This window comes from Pseudomonas sp. BIC9C (assembly GCF_034541995.1).
Lineage (GTDB): Bacteria > Pseudomonadota > Gammaproteobacteria > Pseudomonadales > Pseudomonadaceae > Aquipseudomonas > Aquipseudomonas fluorescens_CC.
The window spans coordinates 1-18,633 of the sequence record NZ_JAWDGM010000005.1; the positions used below are offsets into that span (position 1 = coordinate 1).

The 18,633-nt window shown below is 55.5% G+C and carries 18 protein-coding genes and 4 pseudogenes; 9 read left to right on the plus strand and 13 right to left on the minus strand.

Translation table 11 applies throughout. The features are described 5' to 3' along the window. Window positions 1-101 precede the first annotated feature (101 nt). Window positions 102-692 (minus strand): annotated as a pseudogene (tnpC, locus tag RS887_RS20775) (IS66 family transposase); the annotation flags it as partial. A 25-nt stretch (window positions 693-717) separates the two neighbouring features. Here tnpC (RS887_RS20775) and tnpC (RS887_RS20780) point away from each other — a divergent pair. Next, window positions 718-1,314, plus strand: a pseudogene (gene tnpC, locus RS887_RS20780) (IS66 family transposase); the annotation flags it as partial. Between the two features lie 758 nt (window positions 1,315-2,072). On the opposite strand, the gene RS887_RS20785 reads toward tnpC (RS887_RS20780), so the two are convergent. Both RS887_RS20785 and RS887_RS20790 read right to left on the minus strand, forming a co-directional pair. Further along, window positions 2,073-2,897 carry an alpha/beta hydrolase gene (locus tag RS887_RS20785; RefSeq protein WP_322617288.1) on the minus strand — a complete coding sequence of 275 codons (825 nt, stop codon included), beginning with the start codon at window positions 2,895-2,897 and terminating at the stop codon, window positions 2,073-2,075. 232 nt (window positions 2,898-3,129) lie between these two features. After that, entirely contained in the window at window positions 3,130-3,666 is a 537-nt protein-coding gene (locus RS887_RS20790) for a hypothetical protein (RefSeq protein ID WP_322616833.1), read from the minus strand. A gap of 290 nt (window positions 3,667-3,956) precedes the next feature. Between RS887_RS20790 and RS887_RS20795 the strand changes: the two genes are divergently transcribed. After that, entirely contained in the window at window positions 3,957-4,277 is a 321-nt protein-coding gene (locus RS887_RS20795; RefSeq protein ID WP_322616834.1) for a helix-turn-helix transcriptional regulator, read from the plus strand. Between the two features lie 12 nt (window positions 4,278-4,289). On the opposite strand, the gene RS887_RS20800 is transcribed toward RS887_RS20795, so the two are convergent. The 6 genes from RS887_RS20800 to RS887_RS20825 all read right to left on the minus strand — a co-directional run bounded on the left by RS887_RS20800 (window position 4,290) and on the right by RS887_RS20825 (window position 9,999). After that, window positions 4,290-5,237, minus strand: a complete 948-nt coding sequence (locus RS887_RS20800) for a helix-turn-helix domain-containing protein (RefSeq protein ID WP_322616835.1) — start codon at window positions 5,235-5,237, stop codon at window positions 4,290-4,292. Window positions 5,238-5,370: 133 nt separating this feature from the next. Beyond that, window positions 5,371-5,934: a cysteine hydrolase family protein gene (locus RS887_RS20805; RefSeq protein WP_322616836.1), complete on the minus strand. Its 564-nt coding sequence runs from the start codon at window positions 5,932-5,934 to the stop codon at window positions 5,371-5,373. Window positions 5,935-6,013: 79 nt separating this feature from the next. Beyond that, window positions 6,014-7,480, minus strand: a complete 1,467-nt coding sequence (locus RS887_RS20810) for a catalase (protein ID WP_322616837.1) — start codon at window positions 7,478-7,480, stop codon at window positions 6,014-6,016. A gap of 20 nt (window positions 7,481-7,500) precedes the next feature. Further along, on the minus strand, window positions 7,501-8,118 hold the full coding sequence (locus RS887_RS20815; RefSeq protein WP_322616838.1) for an isochorismatase family cysteine hydrolase: 618 nt from the start codon (window positions 8,116-8,118) through the stop codon (window positions 7,501-7,503). 39 nt (window positions 8,119-8,157) lie between these two features. Next, window positions 8,158-8,898, minus strand: coding sequence for a hypothetical protein (locus RS887_RS20820; protein ID WP_322616839.1), 741 nt, complete (start codon window positions 8,896-8,898; stop codon window positions 8,158-8,160). A gap of 261 nt (window positions 8,899-9,159) precedes the next feature. Further along, window positions 9,160-9,999 carry an enoyl-CoA hydratase/isomerase family protein gene (locus tag RS887_RS20825; protein WP_322616840.1) on the minus strand — a complete coding sequence of 280 codons (840 nt, stop codon included), beginning with the start codon at window positions 9,997-9,999 and terminating at the stop codon, window positions 9,160-9,162. A gap of 284 nt (window positions 10,000-10,283) precedes the next feature. Between RS887_RS20825 and tnpB (RS887_RS20830) the strand changes: the two genes are divergently transcribed. From tnpB (RS887_RS20830) to RS887_RS20855, 7 genes and pseudogenes are all read left to right on the plus strand, one after another. Next, a complete protein-coding gene (gene tnpB / locus RS887_RS20830) occupies window positions 10,284-10,439 on the plus strand; it encodes an IS66 family insertion sequence element accessory protein TnpB (protein ID WP_322616841.1) in 156 nt (51 codons plus the stop codon). Window positions 10,440-10,512: 73 nt separating this feature from the next. Beyond that, a complete protein-coding gene (gene tnpA, locus RS887_RS20835; protein WP_322616842.1) occupies window positions 10,513-10,845 on the plus strand; it encodes an IS66-like element accessory protein TnpA in 333 nt (110 codons plus the stop codon). Further along, entirely contained in the window at window positions 10,842-11,177 is a 336-nt protein-coding gene (gene tnpB, locus RS887_RS20840; RefSeq protein WP_322616843.1) for an IS66 family insertion sequence element accessory protein TnpB, read from the plus strand. Before tnpA (RS887_RS20835) ends, tnpB (RS887_RS20840) begins: the two co-directional genes overlap by 4 nt. Before the next feature lie 81 nt (window positions 11,178-11,258). Continuing rightward, window positions 11,259-12,233 (plus strand): annotated as a pseudogene (gene tnpC / locus RS887_RS20845) (IS66 family transposase); the annotation flags it as partial. Between the two features lie 113 nt (window positions 12,234-12,346). Continuing rightward, window positions 12,347-13,570 (plus strand): tyrosine-type recombinase/integrase, encoded by a 1,224-nt coding sequence (locus tag RS887_RS20850; protein WP_322616844.1) that lies wholly within the window; start codon window positions 12,347-12,349, stop codon window positions 13,568-13,570. Then, window positions 13,567-14,511 (plus strand): tyrosine-type recombinase/integrase, encoded by a 945-nt coding sequence (locus tag RS887_RS30635; protein WP_416339989.1) that lies wholly within the window; start codon window positions 13,567-13,569, stop codon window positions 14,509-14,511. Before RS887_RS20850 ends, RS887_RS30635 begins: the two co-directional genes overlap by 4 nt. Beyond that, entirely contained in the window at window positions 14,504-15,502 is a 999-nt protein-coding gene (locus RS887_RS20855; protein ID WP_322616845.1) for a tyrosine-type recombinase/integrase, read from the plus strand. The genes RS887_RS30635 and RS887_RS20855 overlap by 8 nt, the downstream gene beginning before the upstream one ends. A gap of 75 nt (window positions 15,503-15,577) precedes the next feature. Here the strand turns inward: RS887_RS20855 and tnpC (RS887_RS20860) are convergent. The 4 genes and pseudogenes from tnpC (RS887_RS20860) to tnpA (RS887_RS20875) form a co-directional block, all read right to left on the minus strand. Then, window positions 15,578-16,552: pseudogene (gene tnpC, locus RS887_RS20860) on the minus strand (IS66 family transposase); the annotation flags it as partial. A gap of 445 nt (window positions 16,553-16,997) precedes the next feature. After that, entirely contained in the window at window positions 16,998-18,023 is a 1,026-nt protein-coding gene (locus RS887_RS20865; RefSeq protein ID WP_322617289.1) for an IS110 family transposase, read from the minus strand. Between the two features lie 70 nt (window positions 18,024-18,093). Further along, window positions 18,094-18,309, minus strand: a complete 216-nt coding sequence (gene tnpB, locus RS887_RS20870) for an IS66 family insertion sequence element accessory protein TnpB (protein WP_322616846.1) — start codon at window positions 18,307-18,309, stop codon at window positions 18,094-18,096. After that, complete coding sequence (gene tnpA / locus RS887_RS20875) at window positions 18,306-18,623, minus strand: IS66-like element accessory protein TnpA (RefSeq protein WP_322616847.1); 318 nt, start codon at window positions 18,621-18,623, stop codon at window positions 18,306-18,308. Before tnpA (RS887_RS20875) ends, tnpB (RS887_RS20870) begins: the two co-directional genes overlap by 4 nt. Window positions 18,624-18,633: the final 10 nt, after the last annotated feature.

The following is an 18,633-nucleotide window of genomic DNA, read 5'->3' on the forward strand; positions in this document are numbered from 1 at the left end:
CGAACAGCACACTAGGTCGGCTTTAGTAGCTTCACGAATATTAATCATATTTCTCACCGGTTTATTTGTACAAACACGGGCATCACGCCATGCGTAACTAGCTAGATTGGCTGCCACCTATGCGGCAGCAATTTGTCAATTTCACTTGCCCGCTGCGTCGGTAGACGCGTGAGAACGTTTTTCAAATAAGCATACGGATCATGCCCATTGAGTCGTGCAGACTGGATCAAACTCATGATCGCCGCCGCTCGTTTGCCGCTGCGTAGCGATCCTGCGAAGAGCCAGTTCTTGCGTCCAAGAGCCCACGGTCGGATCTGGTTCTCGGCCCAATTGTTGTCAATGGGTACTGCTCCATCATCGAGGTAGCGCGACAGAGCTGCCCAGCGTTTCAGGCTGTAATCCAGTGCTTTACTGATAGCTGAACCCTCGGGCACCAGCTCACGCTGGGCGATCATCCAGGCATGCAGCGTATCCATCACCGCTACGGCTTTTTCTTGCCGTATTTGGCGGCGTATATCCGGCTCCAGGTCGCGTATTTCACTTTCGATTTCGTACAACAATTGGATATAGCGCAGGGCCTGCTCGGCGAGCATGCTCTTGTTGGTGGCGTGTAGTTCGAAGAACTTGCGCCGCGCATGGGCCATGCAGCCGATCTCGGTCACGCCGAGTTCGAAGCTGGCCTTGTAACCAGCGTTATGTTTTGCAACTCATAATGGCGGTTACAAGGCCAGTTTTGCACTCGGTGTCACCGAAATCGGCTGCATGGCCCATGCGCGGCGCAAGTTCTTCGATCTGCACGCCACGAATAAAAGCCAGCTGGCCGAGCAAGCCCTGCGCTATATCCAGTTGCTATACGAAATAGAAAGTGAGATCCGCGACCTGGAACCCGATTTACGGCGACAAATACGGCAAGAAAAAGCCGTGCCCGTGATGGAAATGCTGCACGCCTGGATGATGGCCCAGCGCGAGCTGGTGCATGATGGCGTGGCCATCGCCAAAGCTCTGGATTACAGCCTAAAACGCTGGACGGCGTTGTCACATTATCTGGATGACGGCGCGGTTCCTATCGATAACAACCACATCGAGCAACAGATCCGGCCATGGGCTCTTGGACGCAAGAACTGGCTCTTCGCAGGATCGCTACGCAGCGGTCAACGAGCGGCGGCGCTGATGAGCCTGATCCAGTCGGCCAAGCTCAATGAGCATGATCCGTATGCTTATCTGAAGGACGTCCTGGCCCGGCTACCGACGCAGCGGGCGAGTGAGATCGACGAGTTGTTGCCGCATAACTGGATGCCGTTGCGCAACCTGTAATGCCCGTTCGCTTACGGTTCAATACCATCAAATCTCATCCTTGAAGGTCGGACATCAAAAGCAGTCGCCGGGGGGTTTAGGAGGGAGTCTCGATCAACTTGAGCAGCCTGATTTGCTAGTTGAAAAGCATTAGCCACGGCCACGCTTTTTCATTCGTCGCGCCGCCCACCACAATGCGTTTCGGCGTGCCGAAACGCGTCACGCGTTACTTGCTAGACGGTGTGACCTACGGATACTCACAATTTGAACGGCTGCGCCTGCCAGGTAGATCAGGAAACAAACCCCGACCAGCATCTTGAGTGTTGGGTCCTCCGGACCAGCAAAAACTGGGTGGCCCATGGGTACTCTCGTTCCCGTTTCAGTGAGACCGGGGATGAAGTGGAAAAAGAAAGTCAGTGAGTAACCCAACACAGCAATGTATCGGGAAAGGCCTCGTTGGCTAGCGCGGGTCTCGGCCAAATAGGCGATGGCCAACACGACTAGTGTTGTGATCGACAGAATATGCGGAGCACCAAAACCTCCGTGGTGAAAGATAAACAGCCCTGTGATACTGGTCGCTACGGTGAACCACACGTAGATCCGACCCGAACGCGTGCGAGAGTTAATTTCGCCGTGCCTCAGAAGCGTAACGATTGCTCCAGCCACTGCTACTAGGGCGAGGGCGGTATGCAGCATGCCGAAAGGTGTAATACCCAACATAGACTGCCTCCACGTAAGGCGCGGCGAAGGGACTACTGGCCGCTCCAGGTAAATGTGTCTCAGGATTTCACAAATGCCAGAAGGTCGGCATTCAGCCGTTCTTTGTGTGTGTCGGTAATGCCATGAGGAGCGCCTTCGTAGACGATCAATTTGCTGTTCTTGATCAGTTTGGCCGAAGCACGGCCAGCTGCATCGATAGGTACAATTTGATCGTCATCACCATGAATGATCAGCGTTGGCACATCGAACTTCTTCAGATCCTGGGTGAAATCAGTTTCCGAAAATGCCTTTATGCTGTCATATGTATTCTTGTGGCCACCTAACATGCCTTGCATCCACCAAGCGTTGATGACTCCTTGCGATGGCTTCGCGCCAGGGCGGTTGTAGCCAAAGAATGGACCGCTCGGGATGTCGATGAACAGCTGTGATCTATTGGCCAAGAAGGCTTCGCGAATGTCATCGAAGACCTTGATGGGCAGGCCGCCGGGATTGGCCTCAGTCTTAACCATCAGTGGAGGCACGGAAGATATAAGGCCGGCTTTTTTCACACGCTTGGTGCCATGACGACCAATGTATCGTGCCACCTCACCTCCGCCAGTGGAGAAACCAAACAACGTGGCATCTTTTACGTCTAGGTGATCGAGCAATTGCGCCAGGTCGTCGGCGTAATGGTCCATGTCGTTGCCATCCCAAGGTTGGCTGGAGCGGCCATGTCCACGGCGGTCATGCGCAATGCAACGAAAGCCGTTAAGGGCCAGGTGATACATCTGCGACTCCCAACTGTCCGCATCCAGCGGCCAGCCATGGCTGAACACCACGACCGGGCCCTTGCCCCAGTCCTTGTAATAGATTTCCACGCCATCTTTGGTTGTGAAAGTACTCATGGTTTTATGGACTCCATGGTTTTCTTGAGGTGGATTGGATTCAGATGCCTGTGCGTCCGCTTGGAAAAAATCGGGTAGCAAGGGCGCCGCTGCCAACACCACTGCACTCAGGATGAGATGACGTCGGCCTTGATCTATTTGAGACTTTGTCATGATTCCCTCGAATGAGAGATTAGCCGGTTTTGTTGGATGTGGATGAGTCAGTTATTGCTGTGACCGCCTGGAGCAGGCATTACGAAATCCATACTCCGCGTAACGCTTTCCCCTGGATGTCGGCAGCGAAAAGTGGCGTTTCCTCTTCGTTGTGTTCATCTGCCTTTTGTTGAGCAACTTTCGTTACAGCGTCAAAGGGGACGCTGTTGGCTTGCAAAAGCGCTAAAAATGACTCGGTCGCGGTGACCTCAAAATGATTAACGAACTCGCAAGATGACGCGTCAATTGAACTCACGCTTACCTCCCAGCAAACCTCCCACTTAGTGCGCCCAAGCGGAGAAAACGCGTCAGTCAATGAAGACACTAAACAACGCTGCCGCTCGGTCACCTCCTCCACATAGTGTTGAACCATCAGCGTATCGCCAGGCTTCTCGACATTGATGGAGACGCGCCGACCATCTAGGAGTCGGCTTGCCCCAGCAGCAATGTGGGCCACCGAACAGGCTTGGTACTCTTCATCGCTCAGCGTGAAGAGCCACTCGCTTAAATCGATACTCTCAATGGGGGCTTGGATGACGCTTCTGCGAGTGGAGCTTGCTAACACCTGACTGCTCATGATTAGTGACCTTGTGGAACATTCATCTATGACATACAACCGATGATCCCAATGCAGAAGCGGCCGAGCTACGTAAAAACGGCAATTTAGAATCGGAGCTTCGCTGATAAATACGCTCAGTGTTTTTGCCTGTTTTACGTAGTTCATTGCGGAGAATTAAGAGACCCTTAGCCGACCTGAAATGAGTTGAATGACAGGTTGAAATGCAGAAGCCCCCTCTCTCGGCCCAGCACTTAGAATCCCGACCAAAAATGCGAGCCGGATGGCAAGGTGCCAAACACCAGGAAAACGTGGCCAAGGTGCTGGATCTGCTGCATGTGTATGAAGAAAAACCGATCCGCCTATCCGAATTGTGTCGCTATGCAAGCATTAGCGAACGCACTTTGCGCTCCATTTTCAAAGAGGTGTTCGGTATGGGGCCGAACCGTTATTTGCACATTCGCAGGCTGCATCTGGTCCGTGCCGCGCTGTCGATAGCCAACGCCAACACGACATCCGTCAGCGATATCGCCTCGCGCTTCGGTTTTTCCGACAGTGGCCGAATGGCGTCGGATTATCAGAGGCTGTTCGGGGAATACCCCCGCCAAACCCTGATTCGGACGCTGCTGTGAACGCCTTAAGCATCATGGATGCGACAACGCCTTCGAAGCCTTTAGCGATTGCGCCGGCAGCATTCCAAAATACTGGCGGTACAGGCTGGCGAAACGGCCAAAATCCCAGACCCCAAAGCGTGCGCAAATGCTAGTGATCGTATCGTCAGGCCCAGCATGACGGATGGCATCACGAATCCCATGCAAGCGACGAATCATCAAATACCGATGAGGACTCATGCCGAGGTACTCGTTGAATACATTGCGTACAGTGCGCTCTGAGGCACAGGTGGCCTGACAGATGTCTTCAGTGTAAACAGACTGGACCTCCAGCGTATCCAGCAACTCCAATGCACGCTTGAGTATCTCTTTGTGATCGCGATGGTGCCGTGGTGCGGCGTGAAGCGGATCTACGGGCAGCAGCATGCGGAAGACCACATCCATCACCTCCCGGCGCGCGGCTTCCTCAGTTTCCTCGTTGTGCAGAACCTCGGGGGATTGGGCCTCGATGTGGAACAGACGTCGTGCCAGCCACAACAATGGACCGAGATTACGCTGGGCGTTGCTCACAAGGTTGCGATGCAACACGCAAAAGTCGAACTCATCTTCACGTACCGACGCCCAGCGGAGCACTAACTCGCAGGACATCGCCACCGTCAGCCAACTGGCGGGGCTTTTCGCATTGATGTGAAACATAGCATTGGGCACCATCCAGCCGATTCGTCGGCGGTTGAAGGGATGGCCGTCGACCAAGGTGGACTCATGTCCCGTCAGCGGTAGGAAGATGTTGAAGTAACCTGGCAGGCCGATGCCGGTATACACCGTGCCGGCGCCCTCGCGGCCACTCATGAGTGCCACGCCATTCAGGTCAACGACGTTGAGTTGCCAATCGCGCTGCTGCCTCGTGCGCAGCACATAACGACCTTGCACCCCGTACAACGCCTCTTCGAATTCGTCGAACTCCGAGCAGATCAGCTGCATCGCCCACCTCACTCATCCCACTCAGTGGAAGGCAGCCTCCATGCCAAATCGGTCCAGACGATGAGCATAGACTACAAAAACGGCAGGCAGATGAACGCGCATCGCCGTCCCTCTGCCCACTCGGTGCAACGGTTCAGCGGCTCAGGTACTCCGAGGTTGAGATGACTGGTGCATAACCGAAGCTCAGCGCCGCCATGAATGCCGCATGCACGTGCGCGGCAGGAACTTTAACCCCGTTGAACTCAAGATCTAGCGTGGCGCACGCATCGTGCAACACCGTCGTGGTGTAGCCGAAATCTACAGCAGCGCGGGTCATGCCATCCACACACATGTGACTCATGTTTCCAACTACGACCACTTCGTTGATCCCATGCCGGTCGAGGATAGCTTTCAGTTCGGTCTCTCGAAACGAATTGATGAAGTGCTTGAGCACCACCGGCTCGTCCTCACGATTCTTCGCGCTATCGTGTATTTGAGCACCCTCGCTGCCGGGGCGGAAAAAAGGCGCGTTTTCGTCCTTGAACTCATGACGGATATGAACCACTAGGTCACCCAGTTCGCGGAACCGGTCAATGACCCGCGCCGCATGTGCGGCAGCGTCCTCGACATGGGAAAGGGCCCATCTGCCCCCTGGAAAGTAGTCGTTCTGAATATCGACGACCACCAGTGCTTTTTTGTTCGAATCACCATTATTCATGTTCTTTCTCCCGATGACAGGTTGCCAAATGGGGTGGCCTGCATGCCTGATTCCTTCTGGTCTACTGGATGCCCCGGATTCAGTTCGTCGTTTGTAACTCCTGCGCGACCAGATTCAAGCCAAGCGCTTTCGCCACACCGGCACCGTAGGCCAGATCGGCTTTCGAGCAATTGTCGATATGTCGATGCTTGATCATCACCGGCGCGTCGCCCATCGCTCGCGCCGTGTTTTCGAAAAGCTGGTGTTGTTGAAGCGGCGTCATTAGACGAAATAGATTGCCGGGTTGCTCGAAATGGTCCTCAACGATGCTCTGATCCCAATGTCCTGCCTCGCCTTCAAGCGCCAGAGCAGGCTCGTGTAATTCCCGATGGTCTTCCCACTCACCGAAGCTGTTGGGGTAGTAAGACAATGTCGAGCCGAGGTTGCCATCGGTGCGCATGGCCCCGTCACGGTGATAGCTGTGGAACGGGCACCTCGGCGCATTGACCGGTATATGATTGAAATTCACGCCGAGACGATATCGCTGCGCATCACCATAAGAAAACAGCCGCGCCTGGAGCATTTTGTCAGGTGAAAAACTCACTCCCGGAACAATGTTGGCTGGGGAAAAAGCGGCTTGCTCCACTTCGGCAAAATGATTTTCGGGGTTACGGTTCAATTGCAGAATGCCCACTTCCTCAAGCGGAAATTCGGCATGGGGCCAGACCTTGGTCAAGTCGAACGGGTTGTGCCGATGCACACGCGCCTGCTCCTCAGTCATGGTCTGGATGCACAATTTCCAGCTCGGAAATTCTCCGCGCTCGATGCATTCATAAAGATCCCGCAGGTGGCTTTCGCGGTCATTGCCAATGACCTGTGCCGCTTCGCTATCGCTCAGGTTAGTAATCGCTTGTTGGCACACGAAATGAAACTTGGTCCACACTCGCTCGTTCCGTGCATTGATAAGGCTGAACGTATGACTACCGAACCCGTGCATGTGCCGGTAGCTGGAAGGAATGCCCCGATCACTCATGACGATCGTCACCTGGTGCAATGCCTCGGGCAGGAGCGTCCAGAAATCCCAGTTGTTAGTCGCTGATCGCATCCCTGTGCGCGGGTCGCGCTTGACCACATGATTCAGGTCGGAAAACCGAAGGGGATCGCGAAAAAAGAACACTGGCGTATTGTTGCCCACGATGTCCCAGTTGCCTTCCTCGGTATACAGCTTCACCGCAAAACCCCGAATATCCCGCTCGGCGTCCGCCGCCCCTCGCTCTCCGGCTACCGTGGAAAAACGTACAAAAACTGGCGTCTGCTTACCGACCTCGGCCAATAGCTTGGCCTTGCAATAACGACTGACGTCGGCGGTGACAGTAAAGGTGCCGTAGGCGCCGGCGCCCTTGGCATGCATGCGCCGCTCGGGAATTACTTCCCGATCGAAATGCGCCAACTTTTCCAGCAGCCAGATATCCTGCAACAACGCGGGCCCGCGAGGTCCGGCCGTTTGGCTATTAAGATTGTCGACCACCGGTGCACCGGTAGCGTGAGTGAGCGTTTTATCGTTCATCAGATTGACCTCTGAAGGGATTAAAGCAACTCAGCCAATTCGCGAGTGGTAACGATGGCATGCGCGTAAGTCGGTCCATTGATCAAATGCGCGGCGGTCATGGCTTCCTTGGAAAACGCCGCGGTTGCATCCTTAACCAGCGTGACGTGATAACCCAACTCTGCTGCAAATTTGGCAGTCGTCTCGATACAGGTATTGGCCAACATTCCGACGATGATGACCTTATCGATGCCGTGCTGTTTGAGCTGGAAATCTAGATCCGTGTTTGCGAAGCCGCTGCCGCCCCAATGTTCCTTTACAACAACATCGTTCGGTTGCGGCACGAAATCCGGGTGCCATTCGCCTCCCCAGCTACCCGCCGCAAACACCTGTGCTTTGCCCGCTCCCAACTGATAAGGACTAGGATGCTTCCACCCCTGGAAATCCTCTGGAGTGGAACGATGATGGGGTACGTAAAAAACTTGTAAGCCTGCTGTGCGAGCTGTGGCGACTACCCGGCGCAAATTGTTCAGCGTGTCGACCTCATCAGCTACCGCCTTGGCCAACCCGGCGAGCTTGCCACCTTCGCTGAGGAAGTCGTTGTATGGATCCACCAGTAATAAACCGGTGCGTTCGCGAGAATAAGTGACATCACTCATTAGAACCTCCCAGCAACTGTTAAAAAACGGGGTTATCACTCAAGGCTTATCCTTGGTGTTCCACGTGGCCGGCAATGAAAGATCACCCGAGGCGACATCCCATACCGAACTTACACACAGCAACGGATCGTGAAGGTCCGCGTTGACCTTCAGCCCCGCCGTGACGCCGTCGTACTTGAAGGTTTCAGGAAAGCCGACGGCCTCCAAAGGGACTTGGATTGTGACGGTGTTTTTGGAAACCTTGAGCCCGTAGCCGGGAGAATCGATATACAGCGGCACGCCAGGCCATGTGGCTGGCATCTTTGGCTTTGCATCTTTGGGAACGTCTCGAACCTTGAGTCCGCTGGGCCCGCAACTGGCTTCCTTGGTCAGGACGACCCAATGGGAATGCCATAACCCACCATCGTTGTCCTTTTTACCATCCTTGTTTTCATCCAGCTGTGGGGTGTCGTCAAAATCGGGGTGGGAGGTCAACGCCAGCGCCAAGATCCCGGACTTGGGCTCGAACCCGACGGCGTCGCTATCCAAGCTGGTTGGCCAGACATAGCTATACACGTCTGAGCCTGCAAATTTACCAGTGGCTTTAGGCGTGCTGCTGCCTGCTACGCCACCGACAATTTGTTGAAAAACGAGATTGTTGCCGTCGCGATAAATATGCGTATGAACCAGATCAAACGCGGCATCTGTCTGACTTTTCGCGCTGTCTATACCCCCAGGCTCATGGGCGAACAAAGGAAAGCTCACCGCTGAAGTCACGACCAAACAAATTATCCGTTGCATGCCCTGTCCCTCGAACGTATTAGCCAGCTCAATGCACGTAGGGTCTTCGCGTCAATTTCCCCAGCATTGTATGTTCTATCAAAACACTGGGAGCGCTTAGCCATGAGGCACCATCCAAACCTTGTGAAGGAACGCATGATCCAGAAATGCCAACAGGCGGACTACGTAAAACCGGCAAATTGCGGACTGGATGAGAGGTATGACGGACAAGCGACTGGTGAGGATCACAGTCCTAGGATGGACAAGTATTCGTCAGCAGGATTATTTGGTGTGCTCACTCAAATCAGTAAGATGCGCCCCAAGATTCAATTCGTAGTCACCCGGTTGCTGCAACCCAAGCTGGAGCGCGCGAGCCACCTTCTGTTGAATACCACTCCATTGAGTCGACTCGATGAAAGCAAGGTTTGAATCACGTAAATCGGACTCTGTTACTACATTGGATCGCATGTTGATCAAGTGTTTCGCCTGCTGGAGTGCTTGCTTATCGAAGCTAGAAACTCGCTTGGCAAACCTATCGACAAAACCATCAAGCTCAGAATCAGGCATTGCCCTATTAATCCACCCATAGCGTTCGGCGGTAACCGCATCAAAATCATCTGCGCCCAAAACGATCTCTAATGTGCGCGAGCGGCCAGCAAGACGTGATAACCAATCTATGGCTCCTCCACCAGGCAAAACACCAAGGCCCACTTCAATCTGGCCGAAGACCGCCTTTTCTATACTGGCAAATCGCATATCGCATGCCAGCGCTAACTCACTACCATGCCCCCTCGTACGCCCTCGTATTGACGCGACGCTGACAACACGCGACCGGGCCAATCGCGTGACAAAATCCGGCCATTCGGTAAAGGGGGCGCTCCCGGGGCGGTCCGGTATCTCTTGGCCACGGACTACATCGTAATGAGCAATAAAAAAATCGGGGTTCGCGCTGTCGAAAACGACGACTTTAAGAGACGGATCCTGCTCTACAGCATTGATGAATAAGCGTAGGTCAGCGAACATCTGAGGATCGTAGAGATTGATCGGCGGGTTACTGATGGTTACCCGCCAATAAGCTTCTGTAACCTTGGTAGTAGCAAGGATGGAACCGGACTGGGACATGAGCATGCTCCTAACCGTAGGCGTTAGCCCAACCGCTCTTTCAACGTATAAGTGAGAGGGAGAACGTTAATCCTGAAAACCCTTCCGGTCTCCAGCACTTCCTAGAAAGCACTATCTGAAAAGGATATGGCGCAAGCTACGTAAAAACGGCAAATATGGGGCTGGATACCGAATAAACGCATGACCGAACTACGTCTTTCGTAAGCGATCCATCACCTACACATTCAACACCGCCAATTGAAGCCTAATGCTGTGCTCCCGATTTCTTTCTGGAGCCAGCCACCATGATGCGACCCGACGCCAAAGTCGAAAAAGTGTACCTCTACCCCAAACCCGTGGACTTCCGAAAATCCATCGACGGCCTGGCCGCTCTGGTCGAGCTGGATATCAAGGTTGCCGTATTCGATCCGGGTAACCGGTCGGCCAACACACCTTACTGACCCCCACGCCAAAGGCGATGGTGTCCACCTGATTTAAGTGGACACCATTTCTAGCCTTTTAAGAGGGTCTTTCATGCAGCCACAACGCCGTTCCTATTCCCAATCCTTCAAGGCGCAGGTTATTCAAGAGTGCTCCCAACCCGGCGCCTCGATTGCCAACGTCGCGCTGAGCCACAGCCTCAATGCGAACCTCGTCCACAAGTGGATTCGGCTGCAAACGCAGAAAAGCACTGGGCTGCAACCTGCGTTTATTTCGTTACCCGTGCCGCTGGCCGGAGCAGAGTCACAAGCTGCGTCATTGAGCATCTGCGTTGAAATCCAGCACCCGCGCGGTACCGTCAAAGTGAATTGGCCAACCGACAGCGCGGCTGCGTGCGCGACCTTTCTTCGAGATCTGTTGCGATGATCCGCATCGACTCCATCTGGCTCGCCACCGAACCCATGGACATGCGCGCCGGCACCGACACCGCTCTGGCACGTGTGGTCGCCGTGTTCGGTGCGGCGCAGCCGCACTGTGCTTATCTGTTTGCCAACCGCCGCGCCAATCGCATGAAAGTGCTGGTGCATGATGGGTTGGGTATCTGGCTGGCGGCGCGCCGCCTGCATCAAGGCAAGTTCTTCTGGCCGGGCTCTCGACACGGCTCACAGATGGAATTGGGTGCCGAACAACTGCATGCCCTGGTGCTGGGTTTACCCTGGCAAAGAGTTGGGCAAAACAGTGCGATCACCCTGATGTAATCACTGCTATGGCCAGCGTCGCCGTGCAATTGTCCGATGAGCCTATCGCCGGTGTTGGCCTGCTCTGGCAAAATCGGTGGCATGACTTCGCTTCCTGATCTCGACCAATTAAACCCTGAACAACTGCGCGCTATCGCAGCGCAGTTGATGCAGCGTGTCGAGAATCTCGATCAAAAAGTCGAGTCAATGGACAAGCAGATCCATCACTACAAAACGGTCAACGACAGGCTGACCCATGAGATCGCACAGCTCAAGCGCTTCAAGTTTGCCAAGCGCAGCGAGCAATTAGGCCCGTATCAAGCCAGCCTGCTCGATGACCTGATCGACGCTGACATCGCGGCCATCGAAGCTGAGCTTGAGGCGTTGCAACCCGCTCCAGCGCCGACTGGGGCTCGGCAAAAACCTAAACGCACAGCCTTGCCATCTGAGTTTCCACGCACGCAGATCCATCACGAACCGGACAACACTCACTGTCAATGCGGCTGCGCCCTCAAGCGTATCGGCGAGGATGTCAGCGAGAAACTCGACTACACGCCCGGCGTGTTCACCGTTGAACAACACATCCGTGGCAAGTGGGTCTGTGATGACTGCGAGACCCTGATCCAGGCACCGGTTCCTGCGCAGATCATCGACAAGGGCATCCCTACGGCAGGTCTGCTGGCCCACGTGATGATCGCCAAATACGGTGATCATTTGCCGCTGTACCGTCAGGAACAGATCTTTGGCCGGGCCGGCCTCGCTATCCCACGCTCGACCTTGGCGCAGTGGGTCGGCACCTGCGGTGTGCAACTGCAACCGCTGGTCGATGCTCTGCGCGAAGTGGTGCTTGGACACAACGTGGTGCACGCCGATGAAACGCCGGTACAGGTGCTCATGCCAGGCGCGAAGAAAACCCATCGGGCCTACGTCTGGGCCTATGCGACGACCGCCTCTGCCGATATCCGCGCGGTGGTGTACGACTTCAGCCCTAGCCGCTCGGGCGAACACGCCCGCGCCTTCCTGCAAGACTGGAAAGGCAAGCTGGTGTGCGACGATTTTGGTGGTTATGTTGCGGCCTGAGTTATGTGATCCCGACCGGGCGAATAGGCAGTTTCTCTGTTGTCGATAGGCGATTGACGCAACATAAATTGCAGCGCCTTGGTAGACCTTCATCACCTGGAGTGTCTGCCATGTTCGAGAATATCTATTCTTCAAACGCTGCCTGTAAACGCCATCGTGCCGGATCGCTGGCCGCTGAACGCGAGCGATACCTACAACACTGTGCTGAGCAGGGCTGTACGCATGCCTCCCTTTACTTGAAGGCGTGCTGCTTGCTTTGGATTGCCGAGCGGGTGCAGCCAAGCGACATCAATGCAATCAATTCGTCACGGCTGCACCAGATCATTCACGAAGGGCCATTGCCGGCCAATTCTCCTGCAACTGCTACGACGTTGATAAACACCGCAAGACCTTGGTTTAAGTTCCTGGGCTGGTGGCAAGAGCCAACGGAGACGACTCCATTCGAGGAGAATCTTGAGCTTTTCGTCTCGTGGATGCGGGATGAACGCGGCTTGACACCATGTACCATCAGTCAATGGCGCAGTCGAGCGGCAACCTTTTTGCGCTGGTGCTTCAACACAGGCCGCAGATTTTCGACGCTTAGGCCCGAGGATATTGATGCCTACTTCATCACCTACGGTGCGCAACGGTGGTCGCGAATTTCGGCAGGGCACGTCGCAACAATGTTGCGGGTATTCCTGCGCTACGCGGCAACGCAGGGAGCATGCAGCAGTGCATTGGCCGACTCGATCCACGCCCCGCGACATTACGCCCTAGAGTCACTTCCCTATGCACTGAGCTGGGAGGATGTTCAGCGAGTACTCGCAACTACAAATTCAAGCTCTGAACGCGATGTGCGCGATCGAGCCATCCTGATGCTTCTTGCCGTCTACGGTTTACGCCGGGGAGAAGTTGCCGCACTCCGGTTGGATCAGATCGACTGGGCTGCTGGCCAATTGCGTATTTGGCGATTGAAGCGTCGTCAGCCACAGGTTTACCCATTGGCGTTCACAGTGGCTGAGGCATTAGCGCAATATGTCGACACAGTGCGTCCGAAGGTACTGCACCCTGAGATATTCATCCGAACTCGGGCGCCGCGAATCCCCATCTCCGCTGCTGGTTTATACAACATCGTCAGCGGCAGATTGCGTCTGCTCAACATACAAGCTGCACATTTGGGGCCGCATGCGCTTCGACATGCATGCGCGGCCAGACTGCTCGCCAATGGGCTGAGCCTCAAGGAGATTGGCGACCACCTTGGCCACCGCAGCACATCGGCGACAATGACGTACACCAAGGTTGATCTGGTCTCGTTACGTGAAGTCGGTGACTTCGACCTGGGAGACCTGCTATGAGAACCTTGGACGTAGTCAATGCCTACGTGGCTGTCCGTCGTGCCCAAGGCGTGGGCCTGAATAGCAGTGTCAGAGTGCTGCGTCAGTTTGCACGTGAGACTGGAAACCTGCCGCTCCCCGAAGTTACTCCAGAGGCAGTAGCCGTATTTCTGCACGGGCACGGTGAGCTGAGCGCTACGTGGAAGACGAAGCGAGGATTACTTGTTAGTTTTTATCGCTTCGCAATCGCACGTGGCCACACAACGATCTCGCCCCTGCCGGAACGACCACCACAGCTTCCACCGGCACAGACTCCCTATGTCTATGCCACCACAGAAATACAGCACCTGTTAGATGCCACCGTCATACTGAGTACCTCGCTCAGTCGCCTTCAAGCTGCGACATACAGAACCCTCCTGCTGATCCTTTACGGTGCCGGGTTGCGCGTCGGAGAGGCAATCAGACTAAACCTCTGTGACGTCGACCTCGAGCAGCGAATCATCACCGTTCGTGACACAAAGTTTTATAAGACAAGGCTGGTGCCGATTGGGCCCAGGCTGGCATCGAAACTGCGAGTCTATCTACGACAACGTTGCGCGCTAGCACTTCCACTAGGCCAAGACTCTGCCCTGCTGTGCACTCGTACTGGCCATCGCCTGAACTACCAATACGTCATAACTCTGTTCCAACGCGTTCGTTTGGCTGCCGGTATTGCTCGCCCGACTGGCGAACTACGGCCTCCGCGCCTCCATGATCTGCGGCATACAGCCGCCGTTCATCGTGTACTGGGATGGTATCGCGCCGGTAAGGACGTACAGCGGCTATTGCCGCAATTGGCAGCGTATCTGGGGCATGTCGACATAAGGTCGACCCAGCGCTATCTGCGTATGACTCCCGAACTGTTGCACGAAGCGAGTCGCCGATTTGCCATTTATTCAGGCCAGGAGATTGATCATGAATGACCGCAATCTCCTCGGGGCATGGGTACGTCGCTTCTTGTTGGAGTATCTGGTCGCCGAGCGTAACCTTTCCCACAACACTCAGATCAGTTACCGCGACACGCTGACGCTCCTGCTTCCATTTGTCAGTCGAAGAGCCTCGGTGGCAATCGACCATTTGTCGGTGCTCGACATATCGCCCGCCATCGTGCGTGCATTCCTTGAACACGTCGAACACGAGCGCGGTTGTGGCATCGTCACGCGCAACCAGCGGCTCTGCGCGATTCATTCATTAGGGCGTTTCATTGCTATGCGATCGCCAGAGCATTTGGCGTGGTGCACAGAGATCCGTTCTATCCCGTTCAAAAAAACTACCCAGGCAGTCATCAACTACCTCGACAAACCAGAAGTAGAGGCTCTGCTCCGGGCACCTAATCGGGCTACGAGCCAGGGTGCACGGGACTATGGGATTTTGCTTTTCCTATATAACACCGGCGCCCGCGCTGACGAAGCTGCCTGCCTCAGCGTTGGTAATTTGCAACTTGGGACTTCACCCTCCGTGCGCATTCTGGGTAAGGGAAACAAATGGCGCGTATGCCCCCTGTGGCCAGTAACAGCTACCGCGCTGCGGGCACTCATCGTCGAACGCAGAACAGAGGATCGCGTATTCATAGGTCGTGCCGGGAATCCTATGACTCGATTCGGCATACATCGCGTTGTGTCGGTGTATGGACGAGCAGCCGGCAAGCGGGTTGATTCCATGCAAGGTAAGCGCATCAGCCCGCACACTATTCGACACACGACTGCCGTTCACCTGTTAAGAGCCGGGGTCGATATCAATACAATTCGGGCTTGGCTCGGGCATGTCTCCCTGGACACGACCCACATCTACGCGGAAGTCGATCTCGAAATGAAGGCCAAGGCCCTTGCATGTTTGGACGTCACAAATGTGCCTGAGGCTGTGCGCCTGCGACCGAATTCAGCGTCTCTCATGGCGTTCATGCGAGGGTTGTAGCATGAATTTATGTGCCACTTTTTGCGCCGACCTCCCGATTGGAGGCGGCGCCTTTTGCCATCACAACATAACTCCCGCCGCAACATAACCGGCAAAATCGTCGCACACCAGCTTGCCATTCCACTGACCAAGGAAGTTACGCGCATGCTCGCCCGCACGGCTCGGGCTGAAGTCGTAAACCACTGCCTTGAGCGCCGAAAACGGCGTAGTGCAGTAGGCCCAGACATAAGCGCGATGGGTTTTCTTTTCGCCCGGCGCGAGCATCTGCACCGGCGTTTCGTCAGCGTGGATAACGTCTTGGGCAAGTACCGCTTCGCGCAGTGCATCGACCAAGGGCTGGAGCTGCACGCCGGTTTGGCCAACCCATTGCGCCAGTGTCGAGCGGGCGATAGCCAGACCGGCGCGACCAAAAATTTTCTCTTGGCGATACAGCGGCAAATGGTCAGCGAACTTGGCCACCATCACATGCGCCAACAGCCCTGCGGTCGGGATGCCCTTGTCGATTACCTGAGCCGGAACCGGTGCCTGAGTCAGCGTTTCACACTCGCGGCAGACCCATTTACCGCGCACATGCTGCTCCACGGTGAACACGCCCGGCGTGTAATCGAGCTTCTCGCTGACGTCCTCGCCGATCCGCTGGAGCTGGCAGCCGCAGGCACATTGGGTGTTGTCGGGTTCGTGATAAATCACGGTACGCGGAAACTGCGCAGGCAAGGGAACACGCTTGGGCTGCTTGCGTGGCTCGGCCGGCGCAGCCGGCGGATTCAACGCCTTCAGCTCGGCTTCAATAGCTGCGATGTCGGTGTCGAGCAGATCGTCGAGCAGGCTGCCTTGAGCAGGGCTCAATTGCTCACTGCGCTTGGCAAACTTGTTACGTTTGAACCAGGCGATTTCGTGGGTCAGTTGCTCGATGATGGTTTGGTCGCGGTCGTTCTTCTTGCCCATCCTGTCGACTTGCTGTCCGAGCGAATCAACCTGAGACAGCAACTGCGCCGCGAAGGCACGCAGTTGGTCGGGGGTCATCTGATCGAGGTTGGGCGAGGAAGTCATGCCCTGGACTTTACCAAAGCAGGTCGCTTGCGGCAGTAGGCCAAGGGGCTAACTACGCTTTTAAAGCAGTGTGATTGCACCTCCAGCCCCAACGCGTTGCCAAGGTAGACCGAGCACCAAAGCCTGAAGTTGCTCGGTGTCCAGCTCCACCTCGCAGCCTTGTCGAATGCCTGGCCAGTGAAATCTATGGTCACCCCATTTTTTGCAATGCTGTTTAACGGATGAAGTGGTTGGCTTGCTTAAATCTATCCGGCGTCTAATTGGGGTATGCCCCCGCGCCACGATGAGAGTCGCGCCTGACGAACCTTAAGAACTTGCTCGGCTTCACTAGCTAGCCGGTTTCACTGTCAGGATCCTCGCCAGGCCGGTAGGCCATTCATTTCATCTGTTGTTCAGCTATCGCAAAACCTAAAAGGTGAATCGTGGTACAGCATCGACCGCAGGGTCAGGCGTTCAGTGCGTCTGGCCCCGCTTCGTATTGGGTATGGTGTGCGGCGATTGCCCACGCTATACGTGCCAGCTTATTGGCCAGCGCGCAGGCGACTACGTTGGAATGACGTCGCATCAGCAGGTTGCGTACCCAGTCGGCCAGAGCGCCTTTCTGATGCTCTAGACGCTGTATGTAGACCCTGGCGCACTGCACCAAAAGCCGTCGCAGGTTCTTGTCACCACGCTTGCTGATCCCCAGCAAATTCGCCCGCCCGCCCGTGCTGTATTGTCTGGGTACCAGTCCGACAGACGCTGCGAAGTCGCGACTACAACCGTATTGCTGGCCATCACCCATTTCCACAGCCAGCAGGCTGGCGGTGATCGGCCCGACGCACGGCATGCTCAGCAAACGACTACCCAGATCATCGTCAGCCAGTTGGCCAGCTAGCTCTTTATCGAGCCCTTTGACCTGCTCGTCCAGGTAGACGAAATGGTCGTGCAAACGCTGTAGCAGCACTGTTAACCGAATAGGCAACTCGTGCTCGGCGAGCACTTCAGACAGACGCTTCATGACGGCCAGCCCCTGCGGCAGGCTGATGCCGAATTCCAACAGGAACCCATGCATCTGATTGACGGCCTTGGTGCGATCTCTAACCAGAGATTCGCGCAGGCGGTGCAAAACTGAAAGGGTTTGTTGGGCTTCCGTCTTGGGTGAAACAAAGCGCATTGTCGGGCGCGAAGCGGCCTCGCAGATCGCTTGCGCATCGATGAAGTCGTTTTTGTTGCCTTTGACGAAGGGCTTAACGAACTGCGGGGAAATCAGCTTGGCTTGATGGCCCAAGGCTGTCAGCTCGCGCGCTACGAAATGCGCACCAGCGCAGGCTTCCATCACCACGGTGCAAGCGGATAGGTTGGCGAAGAACCGCATCATCTGCTGTCGTGAAAGCTTCTTGCGAAACAGCTCTCGACCGGATTTGTCCTGGCCGTGCAGATGGAAGGTATGTTTGCCAAGGTCGATACCGACCAGTGCGAAATCACTCATGGTGATGGTCTCCGAACTAAAAACACCCTGCGAAAGCGTAGCCCTCGCAGGGTGCGGGGTGACCATCTCATTACTTGCCTTGGTTCAACCGGCGTGCAGCCAGCCAGACGCCAAACCCGTCATGCACCAGAACCTTCATGCGGGTGGCGCGGCGGTTGGCGAACAGATAAGCGCAGTGCGGCTTCGCCGCACCGAACACCGTGATCACCCTGGCCAGCGCAGTTTCAGTGCCGGCACGCATGTCCATGGGTTCGGTGGCGAGCCAGATGGTGTCGATGCGGATCATTGAGTGAGCCCACGGACAAAGCGGGCGCAGCCGTCAGGATCGGAAGTTGGCCATTTCACTGTGATCGATTGCTCGCCAAGCGGCAGCTCAATAATCGCCAACGTTTCCGCCTGCCGTTTGGGCGTAGCTCTCAACGGAACGAAAGCCGGCAACGCCGCTGGCGGCTGATCTCGGTAAAGCGGTAGCCACTTGCGGATAACGTTGGCGTTGATGCCGTGGCTGATGGCAACGCTGGATAGGGTTGCCCCTGGTTGTAGGCATTCCTGAACAACCTGGGCTTTGAAGGGTTTCGGGTAAGAGCTTCGATGGCGCATGGAAATCCTG